Source organism: Streptomyces sp. NBC_00859, from assembly GCF_045161865.1.
Classification (GTDB): domain Bacteria; phylum Actinomycetota; class Actinomycetes; order Streptomycetales; family Streptomycetaceae; genus Streptomyces.
Genome location: NZ_CP108826.1, coordinates 1,914,200 through 1,938,613, shown reverse-complemented (window position 1 = coordinate 1,938,613; position 24,414 = coordinate 1,914,200). Strand labels below are relative to the sequence as shown.

Genomic DNA, 24,414 nt, shown 5'->3' with positions numbered 1-24,414 from the left:
GGGTGGTCCCGCTATGACGAAGCCCTCCCTCCCCGAGCTCCTGCACGCCGCCGTCACCGCTGTGGGCGGTACGGAGCGGCCCGGCCAGGTCACTATGGCCGAGGCCGTTGCCGAAGCCGTCGACGACAACGCCCACCTGCTGGTCCAGGCCGGCACCGGTACCGGAAAGTCCCTGGGATACCTGGTACCCGCACTGGCTCATGGGGAGCGCGTCGTGGTGGCCACCGCGACGCTCGCACTCCAGCGACAGCTCGTGGAGCGGGACCTGCCGCGCACGGTCGAGGCCCTGCACCCGCTGCTGCGGCGGCGCCCTCAGTTCGCCATGCTCAAGGGGCGGTCCAACTACCTCTGTCTGCACCGCCTCCACGAGGGTGTACCGCAGGAGGAGGAGGACGGGCTGTTCGACCAGTTCGAGACGGCCGTGCCCACAAGCAAGCTCGGCCAGGACCTGCTGCGTATGCGGGACTGGGCGGATGAGACGGAGACGGGCGACCGCGACGATCTCACCCCGGGCGTCTCGGATCGCGCCTGGGGCCAGATCTCTGTCTCCTCCCGCGAGTGTCTCGGGGCGAGTAAGTGCGCCTACGGCGCGGAGTGCTTCGCCGAGGCCGCCCGCGAGCGGGCCAAGCTCGCGGATGTCGTCGTGACCAACCACGCCCTGCTCGCCATCGATGCGATCGAGGGGGCGCCGGTCCTGCCGCAGCACGAGGTGCTGATCGTCGACGAGGCCCATGAGCTGGTCTCCCGTGTCACCGGTGTAGCCACTGGCGAGCTCACTCCGGGCCAGGTCAACAGGGCCGTGCGCCGAGCGGCCAAGCTCGTCAACGAAAAGGCCGCCGACGCTCTCCAGACCGCCTCCGAAACCTTCGAACGTGTGATGGAGCTGGCGCTGCCGGGCCGGCTCGAAGAGGTCCCGGAGGATCTCGGTTATGCGCTGATGGCCCTGCGGGACGCGGCGAGGACGGTCATCTCAGCCCTCGGATCCACCAGGGACAAGTCCGTGCAGGACGAGGACGTCGTGCGGAAGCAGGCTCTGGCGTCCGTCGAGTCCATCCACGATGTCGCCGAGCGGATCACCCTCGGATCCGAGTACGACGTCGTGTGGTACGAGCGCCACGACCGGTTCGGTGCCTCCGTGCGTGTTGCGCCGCTCTCCGTTTCCGGGCTGCTCCGGGAGAAACTCTTCGCGGACCGCTCAGTGGTCCTCACCTCCGCGACACTCAAGTTCGGTGGTGACTTCAACGGGATCGGAGCCTCTCTCGGGCTCTCGCCGGAAGGCACCGAGGGGGAGGACGTCCCGCAGTGGAAGGGCCTCGACGTGGGCTCGCCCTTCGACTACGCCAAGCAGGGCATCCTGTACGTCGCCAAACATCTCTCGCCGCCCGGCCGTGAAGGGTCGCGCACGGACATGCTGGACGAGCTCGCTGAACTGGTGGAGGCATCGGGCGGGCGGACGCTCGGTCTCTTCTCTTCCATGAGGGCCGCCCAGGCGGCCGCCGAGGAGCTGCGTGGCAGGCAGGACCGGCGTGTTCTGCTCCAGGGTGAGGAGACGCTCGGTGAGCTGATCAAAAATTTCGCGGCCGATCCCGAGACGTGCCTTTTCGGGACGCTCTCCCTCTGGCAGGGCGTCGATGTCCCAGGGCCGAGCTGCCAGCTCGTGGTGATGGACCGGATCCCCTTTCCCCGCCCCGACGACCCGCTGATGAGTGCCCGGCAGAAGGCGGTCGAGGAAGGGGGCGGCAACGGGTTCATGGCGGTTGCCGCGACGCATGCCGCACTGCTGATGGCGCAGGGTGCCGGGCGGCTGGTCAGAGCCATGGGGGACCGCGGTGTCGTCGCGGTGCTGGATCCCCGGCTGGCTACCGCGCGTTACGGCAGCTATCTGCGGGCTTCCCTGCCCGATTTCTGGTTCACCACGGACCGTAATCAGATCCGGAGGTCACTGGCAGCGATCGATGCCGTGGCCAAGGAGGCCGGTCAGTAAGCAGGGACGGCTTCCCCGAACCGGCACAGAGCCGGCAGGCCGAGTCGACAAGAAGGCCGATATGCGCGATCGGCATGCCGCCTGAAGCAGAGCGAAGTCGGAAATGCGGGAAAGGCAGGGCCCCGGAACCGGCGCAGTGGGTTCCGGGGCCCTGTTCATGGCCGACGCGGTGCTCACACGCGCCGGAGCACCGCCACCACCTTGCCGAGGATCGTGGCCTCGTCACCGGGGATCGGCTGGTAAGCGGCATTGTGCGGCAGCAACCACACATGGCCGTCCTCCCGCTTGAAGCGCTTGACCGTGGCCTCGCCCTCCAGCATGGCCGCCACGATGTCGCCGTTCTCCGCAACAGGCTGGCGCCGTACGGTGACCCAGTCGCCGTCGCAGATCGCTGCCTCGATCATCGAGTCACCGACGACCTTCAGGACGAACAGCTCGCCGTCGCCGACCAGTTGCCGGGGGAGCGGGAAGACATCCTCCACCGACTCCTCTGCCAGGATCGGCCCACCGGCGGCAATCCGGCCCACCAGTGGGACGTACGACGCGGCGGGCTTGCCCGTCGTGTCGGTCGTCTGGGTGCTCGGCTGGTCGGAGCCCCGGACCTCGTACGCACGCGGGCGGTGCGGGTCCCGGCGAAGGAAGCCCTTGCGCTCCAGCGCCATCAGCTGATGAGCGACGGACGACGTGCTGGACAGCCCCACCGCCTGGCCGATCTCGCGCATGGAGGGCGGGTATCCACGGCGTTGCACGGAATCCCTGATCACCTCGATCACCCGTCGCTGCCGGTCCGTGAGCCCCGAGCTGTCCGCCCGGATGCCGGGAGGTCGGCCGGGCAGTGAGCGCGCGGGGCGCGGGGGCAGTTGCCCCTCGGGGCCCGTTGCCGCGTCGTTCATGGCATGCACCGGCTCGAGTCGGTTCTGGGAACGGTCCTGGGCAGTGATGGTGGCGCTGTCTGCGGTCGTGGTCACGTCGTCGGCCCCTCTCGAGATGTTCTCTCCCTAGTTGGACAACGGTAGTGGCTTTCGAAAGGTTGCGCCAAACACACGTTCGAGTGAAAAAGTGAAATAACCTTCACATGAGCACGATGTCGGGTGTATGAGCGCGGCCGGAGCCGAAAGGCAATTCGGTCGATTACGGTATCGTCCGCCGGTCGGGAGCCGGGCCGTGGGGGTGGTTCGCCGCACGTTGTCGCGCTGTGTTCCCAGTCTGTCATCGCGTGTTGCCGGATGGCCCGGAAGTCCGGCGCCGACACGCTTCCCGTACCCTCATCCGAGCCGGAAGGCATCGGTGGGCGAGTGCGACACGCTCTGCGGTGAAAGCAGCGCTGAACCCCAGATCTAGTGGTTGGATTGAAACGGCCGCCCAGAAGTTGTGGTCCCTGGTCTCCCGCGCCTCGGGCCATCGCCTATGCTTGGGGCTGCTTCGAGGGGCTCGTTCCGGGCCCGGCGAGGCTATTCAGTCGTACTGCGAAGGAGGGTCGGGAACCATGCACTGCCCCTTCTGCAGGCACCCTGACAGCCGCGTTGTGGACAGCCGCACCACGGACGACGGCACGTCGATCCGCCGGCGCCGCCAGTGCCCCGACTGCTCCCGCCGTTTCACCACGGTGGAGTCCGCCTCGCTGATGGTGATCAAGCGCAGCGGGGTCACGGAACCCTTCAGCCGTACGAAGGTCATCTCGGGTGTACGGAAGGCGTGCCAGGGGCGCCCGGTCACCGAGGACGCTCTCGCCAAACTCGGCCAGCAGGTCGAAGAGGCGCTGCGTGCCACCGGGGGTGCCGAGCTGACCACTCACGACGTCGGACTGGCCATACTCGGCCCGTTGCAGGAACTCGACCTTGTCGCGTACCTGCGTTTCGCGTCCGTCTACCGGGCGTTCAATTCGCTCGAAGACTTCGAGGCCGCCATCGCGGAACTCCGCGACGCGCAGCCGCCCGCAGTGGGATGCGAGTGCGGAGGGGCCCCTGCGGTCCCCGTGCCCGCCACTGCCACCGACTGACCCCCAGGGGTCGGCGGACACAGACCTGCCTGCGGCGCTTCCTGCGCCGCAGGTGTCAGACAGACACAGTGCCATGGGAAGAACTGGGCACTTTTGGGCGTTCTAGCCCGCATATGGGAGGCGGCATGACAGAGACGGCGAGCGGCCCGGCACGAGGTTCCCGCGCAAAGGGAGCCAAGGCGGCTGCTAATCGGCAGGGGCTGCGCGGCGAGCGCATCCACACCACGCCCGGCGTACATCCGTACGACGAGGTTGTCTGGGAACGCCGTGATGTCGTCATGACCAACTGGCGCGACGGCTCGGTCAACTTCGAGCAGCGTGGCGTCGAGTTCCCCGACTTCTGGTCGGTGAACGCGGTCAACATCGTCACCAGCAAGTACTTCCGCGGCGCTGTCGGCGCGGACAACCGCGAGAACAGTCTCAAGCAGCTCATCGACCGTGTGGTGAAGACGTACCGCAGGGCCGGCGAGGAGAACGGTTACTTCGCTTCTCCCGAGGACGCCGAGCTCTTCGACCACGAGCTCACCTACGCTCTGCTCCACCAGGTCTTCAGCTTCAACTCGCCGGTCTGGTTCAACGTCGGCACGGCGCAGCCCCAGCAGGTCAGTGCCTGTTTCATCCTCTCAGTCGACGACTCCATGGAGTCCATCCTCGACTGGTACAAGGAAGAGGGGATGATCTTCAAGGGCGGCTCCGGCGCCGGCCTGAACCTTTCCCGTATTCGCTCCTCCAAGGAGCTGCTCTCCTCCGGCGGCAACGCATCAGGACCTGTCTCCTTCATGCGGGGCGCCGACGCCTCCGCGGGAACGATCAAGTCCGGTGGCGCCACGCGCCGAGCCGCGAAGATGGTCGTCCTCGATGTCGACCACCCGGACGTGGAGGCCTTCATCGACACCAAGGTGAAGGAGGAGGAGAAGATCCGCGCCCTGCGCGACGCGGGCTTCGACATGGACCTGGGCGGCGACGACATCACGTCCGTCCAGTACCAGAACGCCAACAACTCGGTCCGGGTCAACGACGAGTTCATGAACGCGGTCGAGGCCGGATCCAAGTTCGGACTGCGCTCGCGCATGACCGGAGAGGTCATCGAGGAGGTCGACGCCAAGGCTCTCTTCCGTAAGATGGCCGAGGCCGCGCACGTCTGCGCCGACCCCGGCATCCAGTACGACGACATCATCAACCGGTGGCACACCTCGCCCGAGTCGGGCCGGATCACCGCGTCCAACCCGTGCAGCGAGTACATGCACCTGGACAACTCGTCGTGCAACCTCGCCTCGCTCAACCTCATGAAGTTCCTGCGCGACGACGACCGGGGCAACCAGTCGTTCGACGCCGAACGCTTCGCCAAGGTCGTCGAGCTGGTCATCACCGCGATGGACATCTCGATCTGCTTCGCCGACTTCCCCACCGAGAAGATCGGCGAGACGACCCGGGCCTTCCGTCAGCTGGGCATCGGCTACGCCAACCTGGGCGCGCTGCTCATGGCGACCGGCCACGCCTACGACAGTGACGGCGGCCGTGCGCTTGCCGGCTCCATCACCTCGCTGATGACCGGTACCTCGTACAAGCGCTCCGCCGAGCTCGCCGCGGTCGTCGGCCAGTACGACGGGTACGCCCGCAACGCGGACGCCCACAAGCGTGTCATGAAGCAGCACGCGGATGCCAACGCGTCGGCCACGCGCACCGACGACCTGGACAGCCCGGTCTGGGCCGCCGCGACGGAGGCCTGGCAGGACGTCCTGCGTCTCGGTGAGAAGAACGGTTTCCGCAACGCGCAGGCCTCGGTGCTGGCTCCGACCGGCACCATCGGACTGATGATGGACTGCGACACCACCGGCGTCGAGCCCGACCTGGCGCTGGTCAAGTTCAAGAAGCTCGTCGGCGGCGGTTCCATGCAGATCGTGAACAACACGGTCCCCAAGGCACTCAAGCGCCTCGGTTACCAGCCGGAGCAGGTCGAGGCGATCGTCGCCCACATCGCCGACCACGGCAACGTCGTCGACGCCCCCGGTCTCAAGCCGGAGCACTACTCGGTCTTCGACTGCGCCATGGGTGAGCGTTCCATCGCGCCCATGGGCCACGTACGGATGATGGCTGCCGCCCAGCCGTTCCTCTCCGGTGCGATCTCCAAGACGGTCAACATGCCTGCGTCCAGCACGGTCGAGGACGTCGAGGAGATCTACCTCCAGGGCTGGAAGCTCGGTACCAAGGCGCTCGCCGTCTATGTCGAGAACTCCAAGGTCGGTCAGCCGCTCTCGGCCAAGAGCAAGCCCGCCGAGGAGAAGGCGGAGCCGAAGACCGAGAAGGTCATCGAGTACCGCCCGGTCCGCAGGCGCCTGCCCAAGGGGCGCCCCGGCATCACCACCTCGTTCACCGTGGGTGGCGCCGAGGGGTACATGACCGCCAACTCCTACCCGGACGACGGCCTCGGTGAGGTCTTCCTGAAGATGTCCAAGCAGGGGTCGACCCTCGCGGGCATGATGGACGCCTTCTCGATCGCGGTCTCGGTCGGCATGCAGTACGGAGTCCCGCTGGAGACGTACGTCTCGAAGTTCACCAACATGCGCTTCGAGCCGGCCGGTATGACGGACGACCCCGACGTGCGGATGGCGCAGTCGATCGTCGACTACATCTTCCGCAGGCTGGCGCTCGACTTCCTGCCTTTCGAGACGCGCTCGGCGCTGGGTATCCACTCGGCCTCGGAGCGTCAGCGCCACCTCGACACCGGTTCGTACGAGCCGGAGGACGACGACATGGACGTGGAGAGCCTGTCCCAGTCCGCGCCCCGCAAGGTGGAGGCGCCGGAGACGGCTTCAGCCAGGCCGGAAGCCGCCGTCGAGGTGCCCGCGCCCAAGCAGGCGCACAATTCGACCGAGCTGATGGAGATCACGCTCGGTCTGAACGCCGATGCCCCGCTCTGCTTCTCCTGCGGCACGAAGATGCGCCGTGCGGGCAGCTGCTACCTCTGCGAGGGGTGTGGCTCGACCAGCGGGTGCAGCTGATACCGGTCGGGACTGCGTCGGACGCAACATCCGGCGTAGCCCGCACAGGTAGCTGACCAGCAGCTCACGGAGGGGACCGGCCTGAGGCCGGTCCCCTCCGTCGTTCGAGCTCCCGAGGCCCGCCACAGGCGGCGCCTCAAGCCCTGCCGCCGGAGATGATGTGCCTGACGGCCGACCGGACATCCCGGCGGTGCGGCCTCCGGAATTGGCGCGAACGCGGCGTGGGACCGCCGGCTGTGCGGCCCGTCCTCGGGGCGGGGGCGGCGAACAGGCGGACGTGGCAACGCCGTTGACCGGAATTCCGGGCTATGTGATCGGTATTGCGAGTGGCGCGGAGGTTTACGACGGGTGATCCGGACGTCCTCGGCCGGACCGCGACCCGCGTCACTCTCCTGGCCGTACGATGGCGCGGTGCTGGTCAAGTGGATTCGCTGCACGGTGACAGACCCCAGAGGGTACGAGCAGGGGCAGCGGAGGTGGGCGGGGCTGCTGGGTGAGCCGGGATTCCGGGGGCAGGGAGGCGGTTGGAGCCGGGGGCGGCAGAGCGTGGCGCACGTGTTCGCCTTCTGGGAGAGCCGGGCTTTCTACGACTCGTTCATGGCACGCGCGCACAACCGGCTCGCTGCCGCCCAGGCGGGCACCTTCAAGGACATGCAGGCCAAGATCTTCGAGTATCGCTTCGATGTGAGAACGGGGTTCGAACCCCGTTTCGGGGACGCGGATGTGGTCAGGGTCGCGCACTGCCGGGTGCACTCCGAGCGCGCGGAGCACTTCGCGCTGATGCAGGAGAAGGTCTGGAATCCGGCGATGGCAGGGTCGCCGGGGATGCTGCGAGGAATGTTCGGGGAAGCGCCCGGTGACGAGTTCCTGGTGCTCTCGATGTGGCAGTCGGCGGCCGAACGCGGGAAATACCGGCCGGAGCGGATCGAACGGCTGTCCCTGCGGGCCCAGACCGATGCGGACGTGGCAGCGCTGGCGGGCGATGTCGTGCAACTGGAACCCTCCTGGACGGTGTGAGGGGGCTGTCGGCGCAGCCGGTCTCGATCCGATCTAGGGTCTTGGCATGGCACGACCACAACGCATCGTTCTCGTCCGGCACGGGGAATCGGAGGGCAACGCTGATGACACGGTGTACGAACGCGAACCCGACCACGCCCTGAAGCTCACCCCGAGCGGCTGGTCCCAGGCGGAGACGACCGGGACACAGTTGCGGGAACTCTTCGGACGCGAAGAGGTGAGCACCTATGTGTCGCCCTATCGCCGCACCCATGAGACCTTCCGGGCCTTCGGTCTTGATCCGGAACTGGTGCGGGTCAGGGAAGAGCCCCGGCTGCGCGAGCAGGACTGGGGGAACTGGCAGGACCGTGACGACGTGCGCCTGCAGAAGGCGTACCGCGACGCCTACGGCCACTTCTTCTACCGGTTCGCGCAGGGAGAGTCCGGGGCCGATGTCTACGACCGCGTCGGGTCGTTCCTGGAGAGCCTCCACCGCAGCTTCGAAGCACCGGACCACCCGCCGAACGTCCTGCTGGTCACCCATGGGCTGACGATGCGGCTCTTCTGCATGCGCTGGTTCCACTGGTCGGTCGCGGAGTTCGAGGCGCTGTCCAATCCGGGGAACGCGGAGTCGCGGACGCTGGTGCTGGGAGCGGACGGCAAGTACACGCTTGACCGGCCGTTCGACCACTGGCGCGTTCCGGAACCGTACGGCACCACCGGTTAGAGTGTGTTTGAGATGACCGCTGACTCCGCTTTTCACCCCGTTTCCGGATCTCGTCCCGACGCGTTCGGACGCGCTCGGGCCAGCCTGCGTGGGCTCTCCGTGGGAGATGCCCTGGGATCCCAGTTCTTCGTGCCCGACAACTATCCGCTGCTGGCCCGGCGGGAGTTGCCCCCTGGCCCCTGGCAGTGGACCGACGACACCGAGATGGCCTGTTCGGTGCTGGCGGTACTGGCAGCGGAGGGCCGGATCGATCAGGACGTGCTCGCGGCTTCCTTCGCCGGGCACCATGAATTCGACCGGGGCTACGGCCCGGCGGTCAACCGGATGCTGCGACTGGTGAGAGAAGGGGGCGACTGGCGGGAACTCGCCAGTGGTCTCTTCAGTGGCCAGGGCTCGTGGGGAAACGGTGCCGCGATGCGGATCGCACCCCTCGGCGCCTGGTACGCGCACGACCCGGAGCAGGCCACGCATCAGGCCGAGATCTCCGCGTACACCACCCACCAGCACCGCGAGGCGGTGGTGGGGAGCATGGCTGTCGCGGCCGCCGCCGCCCTGGCCGCTGACCCGGCGGGGCCGCCGTCCGCCGTTGACCTGCTGGACGGTGTGATCGCGCTCGTCCCGCGCAGCGCCGTCGGGGCGGGGCTGCGCCGGGCCAAGGACATGCTGGACTACGACGACGCGGGTACGGTCGCCGCTGTGCTGGGGTGCGGCCGCCGGACCAGCGCGCACGACACGGTGCCGTTCGCGCTCTGGTCGGCCGCCCGGGGCCTCGGGAATTTCGAGCGGACGTTCTGGACGACTGCCCAGGTCGGCGGTGACGTCGACACGACCTGTGCGATCGCGGGGGGTGTGGTGGCCGCGGGGGCGGGCGGGATGCCGCCCGCCGGGTGGCTCGAGCAGACCGAGGAGCTCCCGGGGTGGACACCGTCCCTGTGACGGTGTGATGCGGTGACCTCGGCGGGACGGAGACGGGGCGGCGTGGAGTGCCCGGGTCGGCCCTTGCCCCCGGAGGCGTCGCTGGACGTGTCATGCGGGCTCCCGGCCGCGTAGGGGCGGCTGTGCGCCGAGCGTTTCCGGACTGCGCTCGCGGACTGGATGACGCCCGCAGTCCAGTGATTGCTGCCGAGGCTGTGGGCCCGCCGGAATGGATCGGCTTTGCTCAGGGGTCCGACGACGACGCATCTGAGGGGCACGTCCGGCCACATTTGCATTGCAGTCAGAGCTTCACGAATGCGACAACACGCGGCAACTCGCGCCGAAGTGGTTCGCGAGGTGATCGTCCGGTAGGCCGTCGGTCGGTTCGCTCGACCCGTCGGGGGGACCGTGCAGTTTGCTTACGCTGCAACGGTATTGCGCGGTCGGGTGCAGCGCGCGGCTGCCTGTGCGGGCGGGGCGGGGCGGGGAGTGTGCGCTGCGAGCTGGCCCAAGGGGTGCTGTGTCGATCAGCGATGTGCGAGTGCGAATTTCGTGGCGGGAATGCGGTGCGGAAGGCCGAGGAAGTGAAAGCGCTGCCGCTGCGTCGATTCCGCCGCTGAAGCCCGGGGCGGCACCGGGGTGTCGCACGAGGTGTCCGGCGGCGTACCCTGACTGGCGCCATGCCGTACGAACCACCCACGCACACCGTCGAGCGCTCACTGCGCGCCACTACGGGTGCCACGACCGTCGCCGGCGTCGACGAGGTCGGGCGCGGGGCCTGGGCCGGCCCTGTCACCGTCTGCGCCGCAGTCACCGGACTGCGGCGACCGCCGACCGGGCTCACCGACTCCAAACTGATCAGCCCCAAGCGCCGCACGGAGCTGGCCGGGCTGCTGGAGTCGTGGGTGACTGCCTACGCACTCGGGCACGCCTCTCCGCAGGAGATCGATGACCTGGGGATGACAGCAGCGCTGCGGCTCGCCGCGGTGCGGGCGCTCGAACAGCTCCCGGTCCGCCCGGAGGCGGTCATCCTCGACGGCAAACACGATTACCTCGGCCTTCCCTGGCGGGTCCGCACGGTGATCAAGGGCGACCAGTCCTGCATCGCCGTAGCGGCCGCCTCGGTGATTGCCAAGGTGCGCAGGGACGCGATGATGGCGGAGCTCGCCACCGAATCCGATGTGTGCGGGGGCTTCGCCTTCGACGCCAACGCGGGGTATCCCTCACCTGTGCACAAAGCCGCGCTGGAGGAGCGGGGGCCCACCCCGCACCACCGGCTCTCCTGGTCCTATCTGGACGGGCTGCCCCAGTGGCGGCATCTCAAGAAGACCCGTTCCTCCGTGGAGGCTGTCGCGCTGGAAAACGGGGGCCAACTCGGCTTCGACTTCTGAACTTTCAGCGAACCGGTGGAGAATTCCTCCGTCCGATTCGCACTGACGTGCCCACCCGGTGGTGTCTCGTTCACCGCTGTTTGATAGACAATCATTCATGCCTCTCATCCCCGAGGAGTCTCAGATTCACGAGAGTGCCCAGGGTCCCCGCGTTGCTCCGGCCGCCGGCCGTACTGCGTCGACCCCTCGTCCCGTACCCGGCCCGCGTCCCGCGGCCGTGCCACGCCCCGCTCGTCCGGGGCCCCGTCCCGCTGCCCGGCCTGCGCCTCCCGCGCCTCCCGTGCAGCGGACATCCTCTTCCCAGCGGCCGGACAACCGGTCGGGCAACCGCGCGGACGCTCGGCCGGACAGCCGTCCGGGGTCCCGTCCGGATGCCCCTTCGGAAGACTCTTCTACGCCACAGATCCAGCTGATCCCCGCTTCCGCGGATGGTTCGCTGGAGGCGGCGGACGAAGCGGTCGACCTGCTGCTCGACAGCGGTCGCGCACCGAGTGACATTCTGGTGCTCACCACTGGCGGGCAGCACCCGTGGGCAGCGCACGAGCTGTCCTTCGGTGAAGCCGCCTACTGGGCACAGCACGATGCCCGGGAGGACGTCTTTTACGCGGATGCCGCAGCGGTGGACCGGGCGAAGACCCGGCCCGTCGTGGTGGTCGTGCTGAACGGCGGAACCGATGAGTCCGTGGCCCAGGTGCTGCCTGCGGCCAGGGCGTATGCGGGAGCGCTGCTGATCGTCTGCGGTGACCCGCAGCACGTCAACACCGTTCTCGGCGCCGGAGTCTGAACCATAGGCCCCCGTCTGCCCGGCCTTCGCGACAACGCGGAGGCCGGGCAGAGCCGTTTCCGCTCGCATGAGCGGCAGACGCGAGACGCTCCTCAACTGGCTTCGGTGCGGCCGTCGTTGAGCGACTGCCGACTGCCGACTGCCGACTGCCGACTGCCGACTGCCGTGGCCGGACGGGGGGTGCGGACTGCGAGTGTGCGACGCCCGGCGGAGGGAATCACCGGGTCGCGACCCGGCGGAGGGCGGCCGCTGCCCCCGAAGGAAGCGGCGCCGAGAGAGAGTCGGCCTCGGTACCGGTGGCGGCGGCCGGACCGGAACGCGAGTTGGGCCGTCGCCCGCCACGGTCTTCGCCAAGCACCTGCCAGCCGTCCGGAGTGAGTGTGATGTACGCCCCGCAGCGCAGGCCGTGCAGTGTGCAGGCGTCGCGCAGCCCCCACATCCAGGCACCGTCCTCCTCGGTCCACCGTCCCTCCCCCTCGCGGCAGTAGAGCAATACCGCAGTGCGGACCGGTGTGCGGCGGCGAAGGTCGTGCGGGATGACCCGGCGCAGGTGGGCGAGGAGTGCGTTGCGGAAGTCCCAGCCGTCGGCAGGTGTGGTGCGACGCTTGAACGAGGCACTGGCGACGACCCGTTCCTCATGATCGAGCACGGCCACGACGGCGGTCGAAAACGTGGGGCGATGTCTGGAGTGCAGGCCGCTGACCACGCCACGGGGGCTGCGGAGCAGGGGTATGCCCGCGGCGGCCCATTCGGCAGGTTCGAGCAGTCGCCCGATCCGGTTGACCGAGTCGGTGGACATGGCGGTGGATGTCGAAGAGGTGGCGATGGCGGCGGACGGAGCGAATTCGGAGGTCACCGTCCTCCCTTCGCGTACGCGCCCGAGGCGCGGGCAGGGTCGGCTGAGGCGCGCCGGGACACAGCCTTCCGAATCGCCGGCGGGCCGCGCGGGGAGCAGTCCTGATTCTTCCTGCCGTACCGGCGGGCGGCAACGAACAAGTCGTGCGACCGGCAGGAATCTTCGGGTATGGCTCACATATCCCTGCCCATCGAGGTCCCCGGCGATTCCTGCTGTCAGCCCTGAACAGCGAGGACCAGCGGAAATACCCCCTTCGCTCCTGACCGGCACAGCAGGCGTGCTGCCACGGCAAGAGTCCAGCCACTCGCCGACTGGTCGTCGACGAGGAGGACAGGGCCCTCGGCAGAGCTGAGGGCCTCCGCCAGTCCGGGCGGCACCGCGAAGGCCTCGTGCAGTGCTCGCACACGCTGGGCACTGTTGCTCGGTGGAATCCGTTCGTAGGCCGACTGCGCGTATTCGACCCGGCCGAGCAGGGGCATGTGTCCGATATCCGCGATGTGTCGGCCGAGCGACTCGATCAGTTGGGGACGGCTGTGCGAGGCGACGGTGACGACGCCCACCGGCCGCGACGGGGCGTCCTGCCCGCCCGAAGCCCAACCACCGGGCCCCCGCGCCCAGTCGGCCAGTACGGTCACCACGGCATCCGCCACGGCGTCGGGCACCGGGCCGTCGGGAGCCTGCGGCGCGAGCATCGGCCGCAGTCTGTTGCCCCACCCGATGTCCGAGAGCCTGCCGAGTGCCCGTCCGGAAAACGCCTGCTCGCCCTTGGCGATGCGCCCCTTGAGGTCGACACCGACAGCAGCCAGCCCCGTGGGCCACATCTTCCGCGGCTCCACCTCGACGCCCGGCCTGCTCAGCTCACCCCGCGCCCCGTCGAGTGCCGCAGTCGAAACCTCCGCGGTGAACCGGCCGCCCGCGCAGTTGTCACAGCGACCGCAGGGCGCCGCCTCCTCGTCGTCCAACTGGCGGCGCAGGAATTCCATCCGGCAGTCGGCGGTCGACGCGTAGTCCCGCATGGCCTGCTGTTCCGCCGCCCGCTGTTTGGCTACCCACGCGTAACGTTCAGCGTCATAGGCCCAGGGCTGTCCGGTGGTGGTCCAGCCACCCTTCACCCGGTTCACCGCACCGTCGACGTCCAGGACTTTCAGCATCGTCTCCAGGCGGGTACGCCTCAGCTCGACCAGGGGCTCGATGGCCGGCAGCGAGAGTGGCCTTCCCGCCTCGGCCATCACATCGAGAGTGCGGCGAACCTGCTGCTCGGACGGGAAGGCGACCGAGGCGAAGTACTGCCAGATGGCTTCGTCCTCCTTGCCGGGGAGCAGCAGGACCTCCGCGTGCTCGACGCCGCGGCCCGCGCGGCCCACCTGCTGGTAGTACGCGATGGGAGAGGAGGGTGAACCGAGGTGCACCACGAATCCGAGGTCTGGTTTGTCGAAGCCCATGCCGAGCGCGGAGGTCGCGACGAGCGCCTTGACACGATTGGCGAGCAGGTCGTCCTCCGCCTGCTGACGGTCCGCGTTCTCCGTCCTTCCGGTGTACGAGGAGACGGTGTGCCCGCGCTGGCGCAGGTATGCGGCTACCTCCTCGGCGGCGGCGACTGTCAGTGTGTAGATGATTCCGGAGCCCGGCAGCTCGTCGATGTGATCTGCCAGCCAGGCCAGTCGGTGCGCGGCGTCCGGGAGCCGGACGACGCCCAGGCTGAGGCTCTCCCGGTCGAGCGGTCCCCGCAGTACCAGCGCGTCGGTACCGGCGCCGGTACCCAGCTGGTCGGCGACGTCCGCGGTCACGCGGGCGTTCGCTGTGGCCGTGGTCGCGAGGACAGGGACGCCGGGTGGAAGCTCCGCGAGCATGGTGCGCAGCCTCCGGTAGTCGGGGCGGAAGTCGTGGCCCCAGTCGGAGATGCAGTGTGCCTCGTCGACCACGAGGAGGCCTGTGGCTGCTGAGAGCTTGGGCAGCACCCCGTCGCGGAAGTCCGGGTTGTTGAGTCGCTCTGGGCTGACCAGCAGTACGTCCACCTCGCCCGCGGCCACCTCGGCCTGAACCGTCTCCCACTCCTCCGTGTTCGAGGAGTTGATGGTGCGTGCTCTGATGCCGGCCCGCGCCGCCGCTTCCACCTGATTGCGCATCAGCGCAAGGAGGGGTGAGACGATCACGGTGGGACCGCTGCCCTGGGCCCGCAGAAGCGATGTCGCCACGAAATAGACCGCGGACTTGCCCCATCCGGTCCGCTGAACGACCAGTGCCCGGCGTTTGTCGGCCACCAGGGCCTCGATGGCACGCCACTGGTCCTCGCGCAGTGTGGCGGCGCCCGTGGGGTCACCGACGAGACGGGCCAGTACGGAATCGGCCGTTGCCCTGAGGCCGGAGCGGTCTGAGTTGGTCATGCCCCCATGCAACCCGATCGCACTGACAATGCGCGAATGAGGCGGTCAGCCTGTGGATAACTTTATCCACAGGGGTCGCGGACTCGGGAGAACCGCGGGATCTTCGAGCCATGAACAAGCACGACGCAACCAACAGTCCTTCGCCCGTCCAGGAACAGGTCACGCTGCGCGGTCCTGCTGAGCTTGCTGACGCACTGCCCTATCTGCTGGGCTTCCGCCCGACCGACTCGGTCGTGATGGTCGCGCTGCACGGCCGCCGTGGCCGCTTCGGAGGCAGGCTCAGGCTCGGAATCCCCCGCTCTCCGGAGGAGTGGCAGCCGGTCGCCGATCAGCTGGCCGAAGGACTGGTCAGCGGTAGCGAGCGCCGGGGCCGGCGGCCGGAGGGCGTCATCGTCTTTCTGTGCCAGGACCCGTCCGCGGGAGAGACCCCAGCGGACGTCATGGAGCGGCTTCGCCCCTTCGCTCAGCATCTGCGCACGGCGTGCGGTGCCCGGGACGTCCCCGTCCCCGAAGCGCTCTGTATCTCGGACGGCAGGTTCTTCTCGTACTGCTGCCCTGACGCGCGGTGCTGCCCGGCGGACGGGAATCCCATGGCCCTGCCCGGCACCTCGGTGATGGCTGCGGCCGCGGCATACGCGGGAATCCAGGTCCGCGGATCCCTGCAGGAGATGGAGGCCAGGCTGGCTCCATGGCAGCAGCCTCGTACGGAGGCGCAGGAGCGCGCGCTGGACGAGGCCGCCGGTGTCCTGGTGCCGAGGATCCTGGCCGGTACCGACCGCGACCGGGTCGGCCAGGAGACGCTGGACGTGGCCCGGCGACTCGTTCGCCGCATCCAACGGACGCCACAGGCGCCCGGCTGGGCCGAGGCTGATAGTGCGGACGACGAGCTCATCACCGATGATGAGGCCGCATCGGTCCTTCTCGGGCTCCAGGACCGTACGACCCGTGACCGCGCCGCCGAGTGGATGGAAGGGCCGGCCGCCGGATCGGTCCTGCGGCTGTGGCGGGCCCTGTCCCGCCGGTGTGTCGGCCCGTACGCCGAGTACGGTGCGGCGCCGCTCACTCTCGCTGGCTGGGTGGCTTGGTCGACCGGGGACGAACCAAGTGCCCGGGTCGCGCTGGGGCGCGCCCTTGCCCTGGATCCCGAGTACGTTTTCGCCCGGCTGCTTCACCAGGCATGCAACGAGGGACTCGACCCTGAGACGCTCCGGCACTGCCTGCGCCGGGAGCGAAGCAGCCGGGTGGCGCCGGGAACGGCAGCTTCCCGGAGCGGCCGTCAGACCCCGGCCGAGCCCCCGGCCGCCCGCAGGAACGCGCCTGCCGGAACAGCCCGGCCGGGGGCATCTGCGGGGCGCAGCCGTGCACGCCGCCGCGGCGGTCAGCGCGGCACGCGAGCCGGGCGATGAGAGCGGGACACAGGTGCGGGCGTGACCCGGGTGCATCCGGTGCCGTTCACCTGGGTGGTGGTGCGCGGCGGACGGCGCCGGGGACTCCGCCGCAACCGGCCGCAGCGCTCAGGAGGCGGGACATGGCTCTCAGCGTCCCTTCAGGAACCAGCGGAGCCGCTGGGAGCCGCTCCCGGACGCCGGCTTCGGGGCCCGCCCCCGCAGGCACGCGTCGACGGGGCGAACTGCCTTCCGTGCACAACGCGTTGATCTGTGTCGGCCTTCCAGGACTCGCTATTTCCCCTGAACACGGGCAACTCACGGGCCAGGGCTTCGATGGCTACTACCAGTCGGGACGAAGGCTTCTCTCCCGGTGCCACGTCCGGGTGTCGGGACGTGAACCGGTCGCCGTTCGAGGAAGTCTGATCGCAGCCGGCCGCGCCCGGTTCGTCTCGGTGGTGCGTCTGCCCGGCGCGGCGGGGCCCGACCCCGAGCTGGTCGTGGAGCGGCTGCGCTCAGCCGATGGCACGGAGCGGATCACTCTGCGAAGTGCGTCCGACCGGGTCCTGCGGGTTCCGGTGGAGATCGCTCTCGGTACGGACCTCGCGTTTCTGGGAGCTGTCGCGGCGGGTACCCCGGGAGCGGAGCTGCCCGCCGGTGTTCACGGAGCTGGTCTGCGCTGGACGGGAGAGGGGTGCCAGGCGGTCGTCACAGCCGATCCTCCACCCGATGACGCGCTGGCTGCCGCGGGCTCGCTGAGATGGGAACTGGAAGTGCCTCCAGGGGGATCGACGGACATCGAGCTCCGGATCCGTACGGACGTGTCGGCCCGCCCCGCGCGCCCGATGGCCGGCGGTGTGCTGTCCCAGGCGCGGGCCGACAGCGACGACCCCCGGGCTCAGGCCCTGCTGCGCATGAGTCTGGAGGACCTGCGGGCGATGCTGGTCCGTGATCCGAGCCACCCCGCCGACGTGTATCCGGTGGCGGGCGTCCCGTGGCGCTGCGGCTTCTCGCCCGCGGACACTCTCTGGGCAGCCCGCATGACACTCCCTCTCGGTACCCGTCTCGCAGCCGCCGCGCTGCGCGGACTCGCCCGTACCCAGCTCGGGGGGACAGGGCCGGGCGCAGGCCGTATTCCGGGGCCCCTCAGGGACGCGGGGCCTCATCTGCCACCCACCTGTACTGGGGTGGAGGCCACGCTGCTCTTTCCCGTGCTGCTGGCTGAAGCGCGGCGCTGGGGCCTGCCTGAGCGTGAGGTGGCGGAGTTCCTTCCCGCAGCCGAACGCTGTCTGGCCTGGCTGCGTGCGGCGGCTGACGGGGAGAGCCGGCTCGGCGAGCCCGGGGCGGGCGGCCTTCAGCGTGCGGAAACTCAGGCGCACGCCCACCGAGCCGCGATGCTGGCGGCCGAACTGCTCGGCGAATGCGGCCGGCCCGGCGCGGATGCCTGGCACGAGTGGGCCCACCGCCTTCGCAGCGGGTTCCGGCAGACATTCTGGATCGAGGACCGGACCGGGGGCAGACCTGCGGCCGCGCGCACGCCCGATGGCCGGCTGGTCCCGCATCTGGGCTCCGGCACGGCTCACCTCCTGGACACAGGCCTGCTGGGCGGCGGCACGTTCGCCGAGGGGCTGCTGGACAAGGTGCGGACGGAACAGGTCGCCAGACTGCTCGGCGGTCCGGCGATGGATTCGGGCTGGGGCCTGCGCAGCCTCGGAGCCAGGGAGCAGGGGCATAACCCGTTCGGACACCGGGGCGGCGCCGTGCGGGTCCACGAGACGGCGCTCGCGGTAGCCGGCCTGGCAGCCTCAGGGTTCGAGAGGGAGGCGGCCTCGCTGCTCAATGGAGTTCTTTCCGCGGCCAGTACCTTCGGTTATCGGCTCCCGGAGATGTACGCCGGGGTGCAGCGGACCGAGGACAGTGTGCCTCTTCCGCATCCGGCGGCCTGCCGTCCGGCGGCCGTGTCCGCGGCCGCCGGGATCCATTTGCTCACCGGCCTCGCGGGTGTCCGTCCCGATGTCCCGGCAGGGACCGTCGCGCTCAGACCGATGAGCACTACCCCGCTCGGCGCGATCCAACTGTCGGGTCTGAGCGTCGCGGGGGAGCCCTTCTCGGTGCGCGTCAGCAGGCTGGGCCTCGGCATGGTCGAGGAAGCCGCGGCCGGGCTCCAACTGGGGCTGTGAGGGGGGTATGAGGAGTGAAGAGGGCGGAGGAATCGCAGAACACCGCGAATCCCGAAGGGCGTGTTTATCGTCAGAGAGACGACTATGATCATGCCATGTCGCCCTACGACCCGTCGGCCTTTCCGCCCTTCGCTGTCACCGTCGACCTGGTCGTGCTCACGGTGCGCAGTCATGCGCTGTGCGCACTGGCCGTACGTCGGGGAGAGGCGCCCTTCCAGGGGCGGTGGGCTCTGCCCGGCGGCTTCGTCAAGACGGACGAGGACCTGGGGGCCGCAGCGGCGCGGGAGCTGGCCGAGGAGACTGGGCTGTGCGCCCTCGATCCCTCGGCGCCGGTCCCGGTCCGAGGCAACGGTGCCCACCTCGAACAGCTGGGCACCTATGGCGATCCGAAGCGCGATCCTCGTATGAGGGTCGTCAGTGTGGCCCATCTGGCGCTCGCCCCCGATCTGCCTGCTCCCAGGGCCGGAGGTGATGCCCGCAGTGCCCGGTGGGCGCCCGTCGAGGTCCTGCTGGGGCAGGAGGGGGCTATCGGAAGGGTCGCAGAGCCTGCCGACCCGCTGGCCTTCGATCACGCTCAGATCCTCGCGGACGGCGTCGAGAGGGCCCGGTCGAAGATCGAGTATTCCTCACTGGCCACTGCCTTCTGCCCCCAGGAATTCACGGTCGGCGAGCTGCGCCGGGTGTACGAGGCCGTGTGGGGCGTGGTACTCGATCCCCGCAATTTCCACCGCAAGGTCACCGGCACGCCGGGCTTCCTCGTGCCCTCGGGCGGTACCACGACCCGCCAGGGCGGGCGGCCCGCGCAATTGTTCAGAGCGGGAGGCGCGACGCTGCTCAACCCCCCGATGCTTCGTCCCGAGGTGTGAGGGTCGGCGCGAACATGCACGAAAAGTCCTAAATGTCGCGTTATCTTGCTCCGGTAGCCGTCTGAGTCATCAGCGGCCCTGCTACCCGCGAGAGAAGCGATGCTCCAGGCCATCGGACTCACCAGCCATCCCCGCCGGGACCTGCCGCCCGCGGTGGACGATCTGACCTTCGAAGCCGAACCCGGGCAGGTAACGGCACTCCTCGGCGCTCCGGGCTCCGGCAAGACCACCGCCCTGCGGTTGATGCTCGAACTGGAGCAGGGGCGTGGCATCACGTACTTCCGGGGCCTTCCGCTGCACCGGATCGCCCGACCCGCCGCTGAAGTGGGCACTCTGCTCGGTGACGTCCCCGGACACCCTGCGCGCACTGTTCGAGGGCAACTCCGCATGCTCTGCGCCGCGGTGGGTGTACCTGCCTCCCGCGCCGGCGAACTGCTCGAAGCCGTGGACCTCGGCAGTCTCGCCGATCAGCGGCTCGGCGTGCTCTCCCACGGGATGGACCGCAGGCTCGGCCTCGCAGTCGCTCTGCTCGCCGATCCGCAGACCCTTCTCCTGGACGAGCCCGCCGAAGGGCTCTCGCCGCAGGACAGCAACTGGCTCTACGGGCTGCTGCGGGCCCACGCCGCCGATGGTGGCACGGTCCTGTACACCACGAGCGACTCCAAGGCGGCGGCCCGCACGGCCGACCATGTCGTCACCATCGAAGCCGGACGGCTCGCGGCGGACCAGGACGGAGCCGAGTTCGCCCGTACCCGGCTGCGCCCCCGGGTCGCCGTACGCACACCTCACACCGCCCGGCTGGCCGGTCTGCTGGGGCGTGAGGCCCGCGAAGGGCACCGCTCCGTCGAGGTCGTCGCGGAGAGCGGCAGCCGGCTGTCCGTCTACGGCAGCAGTTGCGCCGAAATCGGAGAGACGGCCTTCCGGCACGGAGTGCTGATCCATCAGCTCGCCGACGAGACCGGCGACATGCGTCCGGCGAATGAGCCGGGCGCCCCGGCTGCCGGTGCGTCCTTGACCGCGCCGTTCGATTCCGGAGCGCCGGGCTCCGAGGCGACCCCCCACGGTGCGTTCCCCCGTGATGAATCCGCCCGGGGAATCCCGGCCCCGGGGGGCCCTGATGCCGAAGTCCCCGCCCTGGCGGCCCGGTCGTCCCTTCCGGAACTCCAGTCGCTGGCCGCGGCGCGATCCGAACTCGCCGACCAGCAGCCGGTGATCATCCCTGCCCCTGCCAGGGGGCCGATCAGGCCGCTCCGTTACGAGCTGCGCCGGGTCTTCGGCATCCGGACTACGCTCCTCGTGACGAGCGCGGTCCTTGTCATCTCCGTAGCTGTTGCTGTAGTGCTCGCCAGAATGGGACAGGGGCCGCTCTCCCATCTGGTGATGGCGTGGCCGGGACTGCTTCCGCTGCCGCCCGCGGCATTCGCGGCCGGGCTGCTCGGCGCTCTCGCGTTCGGGGACGAGTTCAGGTACCCGGCACTCGCCGTCGGCCTCGGCGGTATTCCCAGGCGGTTCGGCCTGCTGGCGGCCAAGTTCGCGGTATCGGGTGGGGCGGCTCTCCTGCTGGCCCTGCTCACCGCCGTGACCGATGCCGGAGCCCTCCGTCTGGTGTACGGCGGTGATTTGGGCGCCGTCCCGCACAACTGGCCGTCGATGGCCGTGGGCTGGTCAGGGCTGACCGTCGGCTGCGCCTGGGCGGGGCTGCTGGGGGCGGGCGTCTTCAGGAGCACGACCGCGGGCCTGGCCGCCGTGCTGTCCGTCCCGGTCGCCGTCGTGCCACTGGTGCGGATGGTGCTGGCGGCACCAGCGGCGCGGTCCGCCGCCGGGCTTCCTGCCCGGCTCCGTGAGCTCGCCTGGGTATGGCCGCACGAGGCCGACCGATGGCTCATCGCGGCGCTCCGTCTGCTGTCCCAGCCCGTAGGTGCGGCCCTTGCGCTGTCGCTCTCGGCACTGCTCTGCGCGTATCTGTTCACCGGCCTTCGCGGCAGGGCCCGTTGGTGAACGCCCGGGTCCCTTTCGCGGCGGTCTATGAGTAACTCCAGGGGGAATGCCCGCTTCTTTCCGATAAGGCGTCAATTGAGGCGAGGTCGATGATCACCCTTTCGTGTGCTTTTCACCAAAGACCTCAAGGGGCGCCCAAGGCGCGCCGACAAAGGATGCGTGACTACCCTTGCGCACTCCATGATGACCAACGCCCGCACTGCCGAGTCCGGCCTCGCAGGCTCAGGTGAACTCGACCGCTATCCGTACGCTGAGACACCCGGCGCCGGCCGTGCCGGGGCTCCCTCCTGGGGTAGCGACGCCGAGCTGGGACGTGCCGGCCGGCGCGCGACCGGCAGCCGCGGTCGCGGTCTGCACGGTCAGCTGGTCCAGCAGCTCGGTCAGATGATCGTCTCCGGCGATCTGGGCGCCGACCGCCCGCTGGTCCCCGAGGAGATCGGCCAGCGCTTCGAGGTATCGCGCACGGTCGTACGCGAGTCGCTGCGTGTTCTTGAGGCCAAAGGTCTGGTCAGTGCCCGGCCCAATGTGGGTACGAGGGTCCGCCCGGTCAGCGACTGGAATCTGCTGGACTCGGACATCATCGAGTGGCGGGCGTTCGGGCCGCAGCGTGACGACCAGCGGCGTGAGCTGAACGAGCTGCGCTGGACGATCGAGCCGCTGGCCGCGCGTCTCGCCGCCGGGCATGGGCGCGAGGACATGCAGCAGCGCCTCGCGGACATGGTCGAGATCATGAGTCACGCTATCGCTCAGGGTGATTCGATCACCTTTTCCCGGGCGGATGCCGAGTTCCACGCCTTGCTGATCCAGCTTGCGGGCAACCGCATGCTGGAACACCTCTCCGGCATCGTCTCGGGAGCCCTTCAGGTCTCCGGCGGACCCGTCACCGGGTGTGACCGCCCCACCGAGATCTCTCTCGTCCACCACGCGCGCATCGCAGACGCCCTTGCCGCGAACGACCCGCAGGCGGCAGAGGCGGCCATGCGTCAACTGCTGACCGTCCACCCGGAAGTGGAGCGCGTCGTTCCCGCGCCCCGCGTGCATTGATCGCGCAGTGCGGCCGGAGCGCGTGCCTGAACCCTGTGGCGCCGGATCCCCGGTGGGTCCGGCGGCATGATTATGGGTATGCGTCCCTTGAGGAACCATATGTCGCGAATCGGGTGTGACTCGGGCCACGCGGATTGGGCGTAACACTCCTCGAGGCAGCGCGATGACCTAAGAGGTGGTAGCCGAAGAGGGAATGCAGGCGTCGTAGGCGGCGCTGTACAGCTCCGAGGTTCAGCCCGCGCCGTCGGTACATCCCCAGCCGGCGGTCGTCGGTTCCAGGCCCGTCAAGGGCGGAGCCGGAAGCCGTTTCCATCCTTTCGAGAGGTTGTTCGTGTCGGCCAGCACATCCCGTACTCTCCCGCCGGAGATCGCCGAGTCCGAGTCTGTCATGGCGCTCATCGAGCGGGGAAAGGCTGATGGGCAGATCGCCGGCGACGACGTGCGCCGGGCCTTCGAGGCTGACCAGATTCCGGCCACCCAGTGGAAGAACGTTCTGCGCAGCCTCAACCAGATCCTCGAGGAAGAGGGTGTGACTCTGATGGTCAGTGCCGCGGAGTCGCCGAAGCGCCCCCGCAAGAGCGTCGCAGCGAAGAGCCCGGTCAAGCGCACCGCCACCAGGACTGTTGCGGTCAAGTCGACCGCGGCGAGGACTGTGGCGGCCACTGCCGCTCCTTCCGCCGACAGTGTGGACGCCGTGGCGGACGACGCCGAGCCCGAGAAGAAGGCCGCGGCCAAGAAGACGGCCGCCAAGAAGACCGCCGCGAAGAAGACGGCAGTCAAGAAGACCGCGGCAAAGAAGACTGCCTCCAAGAAGGACGCCGACGAGCTCCAGGACGGTGACGAGGCCGCCGAGGAGACCCCGGCTGCCAAGTCGGGCGAGGAGGAGGAAGAGGGCGGCGAGGCCAAGGGCTTCGTTCTCTCCGACGACGACGAGGACGACGCACCCGCGCAGCAGGTCGCCGTCGCCGGTGCCACCGCGGACCCCGTCAAGGACTACCTGAAGCAGATCGGCAAGGTCCCGCTCCTCAACGCGGAGCAGGAGGTGGAGCTCGCCAAGCGCATCGAGGCCGGGCTGTTCGCCGAGGACAAGCTGGCCAATGCCGACAAGCTCGCGCCGAAGCTCAAGCGTGAGCTGGAGATCATCGCGGAGGACGGCCGACGCGCCAAGAACCACCTCCTCGAAGCCAACCTCCGTCTGGTCGTCTCGCTCGCGAAGCGCTACACGGGCCGCGGCATGCTCTTCCTGGACCTGATCCAGGAGGGCAACCTCGGTCTGATCCGTGCCGTCGAGAAGTTCGACTACACCAAGGGCTACAAGTTCTCCACGTATGCCACCTGGTGGATCCGTCAGGCGATCACCCGCGCCATGGCAGACCAGGCCCGCACCATCCGTATCCCGGTGCACATGGTCGAGGTCATCAACAAGCTCGCGCGCGTTCAGCGCCAGATGCTCCAGGACCTGGGCCGTGAGCCCACCCCGGAGGAGCTGGCCAAGGAGCTCGACATGACCCCTGAGAAGGTCATCGAGGTCCAGAAGTACGGCCGTGAGCCGATCTCCCTGCACACGCCGCTGGGCGAGGACGGCGACAGCGAGTTCGGTGACCTCATCGAGGATTCCGAGGCGGTCGTCCCGGCCGACGCCGTCAGCTTCACGCTCCTCCAGGAGCAGCTGCACTCGGTCCTGGACACTCTGTCCGAGCGTGAGGCGGGCGTGGTCTCCATGCGTTTCGGTCTCACCGACGGTCAGCCGAAGACCCTGGACGAGATCGGCAAGGTCTACGGCGTGACGCGAGAGCGGATTCGTCAGATCGAGTCGAAGACCATGTCGAAACTGCGTCACCCGTCGCGTTCGCAGGTGCTGCGCGACTACCTCGACTAGTCGGCCACAGGGCGCGCCGCAGCG

The 24,414-nt window shown here is 69.1% G+C and carries 17 protein-coding genes; 14 read left to right on the top strand and 3 right to left on the bottom strand.

The genetic code is table 11. The features are described 5' to 3' along the window. Window positions 1–13: 13 nt before the first annotated feature. The gene (locus OG584_RS07925; protein WP_405776448.1) at window positions 14–1,984 is read left to right on the top strand and encodes an ATP-dependent DNA helicase; all 1,971 of its coding nucleotides are present in this window, start codon (window positions 14–16) and stop codon (window positions 1,982–1,984) included. Window positions 1,985–2,157: 173 nt separating this feature from the next. Here the strand turns inward: OG584_RS07925 and lexA are convergent, their stop codons facing one another. Next, the gene (gene lexA, locus OG584_RS07920; protein WP_405776446.1) at window positions 2,158–2,952 is read right to left on the bottom strand and encodes a transcriptional repressor LexA; all 795 of its coding nucleotides are present in this window, start codon (window positions 2,950–2,952) and stop codon (window positions 2,158–2,160) included. Window positions 2,953–3,470: 518 nt separating this feature from the next. Here lexA and nrdR point away from each other — a divergent pair. The 7 genes from nrdR to OG584_RS07885 all read left to right on the top strand — a co-directional run bounded on the left by nrdR (window position 3,471) and on the right by OG584_RS07885 (window position 11,798). Next, window positions 3,471–3,983, top strand: coding sequence for a transcriptional regulator NrdR (gene nrdR, locus OG584_RS07915; protein WP_405776444.1), 513 nt, complete (start codon window positions 3,471–3,473; stop codon window positions 3,981–3,983). A gap of 125 nt (window positions 3,984–4,108) precedes the next feature. Further along, window positions 4,109–6,985 carry a vitamin B12-dependent ribonucleotide reductase gene (locus OG584_RS07910; RefSeq protein ID WP_405776442.1) on the top strand — a complete coding sequence of 959 codons (2,877 nt, stop codon included), beginning with the start codon at window positions 4,109–4,111 and terminating at the stop codon, window positions 6,983–6,985. A 411-nt stretch (window positions 6,986–7,396) separates the two neighbouring features. After that, window positions 7,397–8,002: a YdbC family protein gene (locus OG584_RS07905; RefSeq protein WP_405776440.1), complete on the top strand. Its 606-nt coding sequence runs from the start codon at window positions 7,397–7,399 to the stop codon at window positions 8,000–8,002. Window positions 8,003–8,048: 46 nt separating this feature from the next. After that, complete coding sequence (locus OG584_RS07900; RefSeq protein ID WP_405776438.1) at window positions 8,049–8,708, top strand: histidine phosphatase family protein; 660 nt, start codon at window positions 8,049–8,051, stop codon at window positions 8,706–8,708. Between the two features lie 12 nt (window positions 8,709–8,720). Next, the gene (locus tag OG584_RS07895; RefSeq protein ID WP_405776436.1) at window positions 8,721–9,644 is read left to right on the top strand and encodes an ADP-ribosylglycohydrolase family protein; all 924 of its coding nucleotides are present in this window, start codon (window positions 8,721–8,723) and stop codon (window positions 9,642–9,644) included. A 659-nt stretch (window positions 9,645–10,303) separates the two neighbouring features. Beyond that, entirely contained in the window at window positions 10,304–11,014 is a 711-nt protein-coding gene (locus OG584_RS07890) for a ribonuclease HII (RefSeq protein WP_405776434.1), read from the top strand. A 97-nt stretch (window positions 11,015–11,111) separates the two neighbouring features. Further along, window positions 11,112–11,798, top strand: a complete 687-nt coding sequence (locus tag OG584_RS07885) for a hypothetical protein (RefSeq protein WP_405776433.1) — start codon at window positions 11,112–11,114, stop codon at window positions 11,796–11,798. A 217-nt stretch (window positions 11,799–12,015) separates the two neighbouring features. On the opposite strand, the gene OG584_RS07880 is transcribed toward OG584_RS07885, so the two are convergent. Next, the gene (locus OG584_RS07880) at window positions 12,016–12,654 is read right to left on the bottom strand and encodes a hypothetical protein (protein WP_405776431.1); all 639 of its coding nucleotides are present in this window, start codon (window positions 12,652–12,654) and stop codon (window positions 12,016–12,018) included. Between the two features lie 215 nt (window positions 12,655–12,869). Continuing rightward, window positions 12,870–15,038: a RecQ family ATP-dependent DNA helicase gene (locus OG584_RS07875; RefSeq protein WP_405776429.1), complete on the bottom strand. Its 2,169-nt coding sequence runs from the start codon at window positions 15,036–15,038 to the stop codon at window positions 12,870–12,872. 110 nt (window positions 15,039–15,148) lie between these two features. On the opposite strand from OG584_RS07875, the gene OG584_RS07870 reads away from it, so the two are divergent. From OG584_RS07870 to OG584_RS07845, 6 genes are all read left to right on the top strand, one after another. Then, complete coding sequence (locus tag OG584_RS07870) at window positions 15,149–16,444, top strand: DUF4192 domain-containing protein (protein WP_405776427.1); 1,296 nt, start codon at window positions 15,149–15,151, stop codon at window positions 16,442–16,444. Window positions 16,445–16,566: 122 nt separating this feature from the next. Then, a complete protein-coding gene (locus tag OG584_RS07865) occupies window positions 16,567–18,603 on the top strand; it encodes a glycogen debranching N-terminal domain-containing protein (protein WP_405776425.1) in 2,037 nt (678 codons plus the stop codon). 95 nt (window positions 18,604–18,698) lie between these two features. Further along, on the top strand, window positions 18,699–19,469 hold the full coding sequence (locus OG584_RS07860) for an NUDIX hydrolase (protein WP_405776423.1): 771 nt from the start codon (window positions 18,699–18,701) through the stop codon (window positions 19,467–19,469). A gap of 99 nt (window positions 19,470–19,568) precedes the next feature. Then, entirely contained in the window at window positions 19,569–21,467 is a 1,899-nt protein-coding gene (locus OG584_RS07855; protein ID WP_405776422.1) for an ATP-binding cassette domain-containing protein, read from the top strand. 105 nt (window positions 21,468–21,572) lie between these two features. Further along, window positions 21,573–22,511 carry a FadR/GntR family transcriptional regulator gene (locus tag OG584_RS07850; RefSeq protein WP_405776420.1) on the top strand — a complete coding sequence of 313 codons (939 nt, stop codon included), beginning with the start codon at window positions 21,573–21,575 and terminating at the stop codon, window positions 22,509–22,511. Window positions 22,512–22,842: 331 nt separating this feature from the next. Further along, entirely contained in the window at window positions 22,843–24,390 is a 1,548-nt protein-coding gene (locus OG584_RS07845; protein WP_405776418.1) for an RNA polymerase sigma factor, read from the top strand. Window positions 24,391–24,414 lie beyond the last annotated feature (24 nt).

Coding starts and splice junctions, on each gene's coding strand:
- OG584_RS07925 (WP_405776448.1), top strand. CDS start 14: ATGACGAAGCCCTCCCTCCCCGAGCTCCTGCACGCCGCCGTCACCGCT.
- nrdR (WP_405776444.1), top strand. CDS start 3,471: ATGCACTGCCCCTTCTGCAGGCACCCTGACAGCCGCGTTGTGGACAGC.
- OG584_RS07910 (WP_405776442.1), top strand. CDS start 4,109: ATGACAGAGACGGCGAGCGGCCCGGCACGAGGTTCCCGCGCAAAGGGA.
- OG584_RS07900 (WP_405776438.1), top strand. CDS start 8,049: ATGGCACGACCACAACGCATCGTTCTCGTCCGGCACGGGGAATCGGAG.
- OG584_RS07895 (WP_405776436.1), top strand. CDS start 8,721: ATGACCGCTGACTCCGCTTTTCACCCCGTTTCCGGATCTCGTCCCGAC.
- OG584_RS07890 (WP_405776434.1), top strand. CDS start 10,304: ATGCCGTACGAACCACCCACGCACACCGTCGAGCGCTCACTGCGCGCC.
- OG584_RS07885 (WP_405776433.1), top strand. CDS start 11,112: ATGCCTCTCATCCCCGAGGAGTCTCAGATTCACGAGAGTGCCCAGGGT.
- OG584_RS07875 (WP_405776429.1), bottom strand. CDS start 15,038: ATGACCAACTCAGACCGCTCCGGCCTCAGGGCAACGGCCGATTCCGTA.
- OG584_RS07870 (WP_405776427.1), top strand. CDS start 15,149: ATGAACAAGCACGACGCAACCAACAGTCCTTCGCCCGTCCAGGAACAG.
- OG584_RS07865 (WP_405776425.1), top strand. CDS start 16,567: ATGGCTCTCAGCGTCCCTTCAGGAACCAGCGGAGCCGCTGGGAGCCGC.
- OG584_RS07860 (WP_405776423.1), top strand. CDS start 18,699: ATGTCGCCCTACGACCCGTCGGCCTTTCCGCCCTTCGCTGTCACCGTC.
- OG584_RS07855 (WP_405776422.1), top strand. CDS start 19,569: ATGCTCCAGGCCATCGGACTCACCAGCCATCCCCGCCGGGACCTGCCG.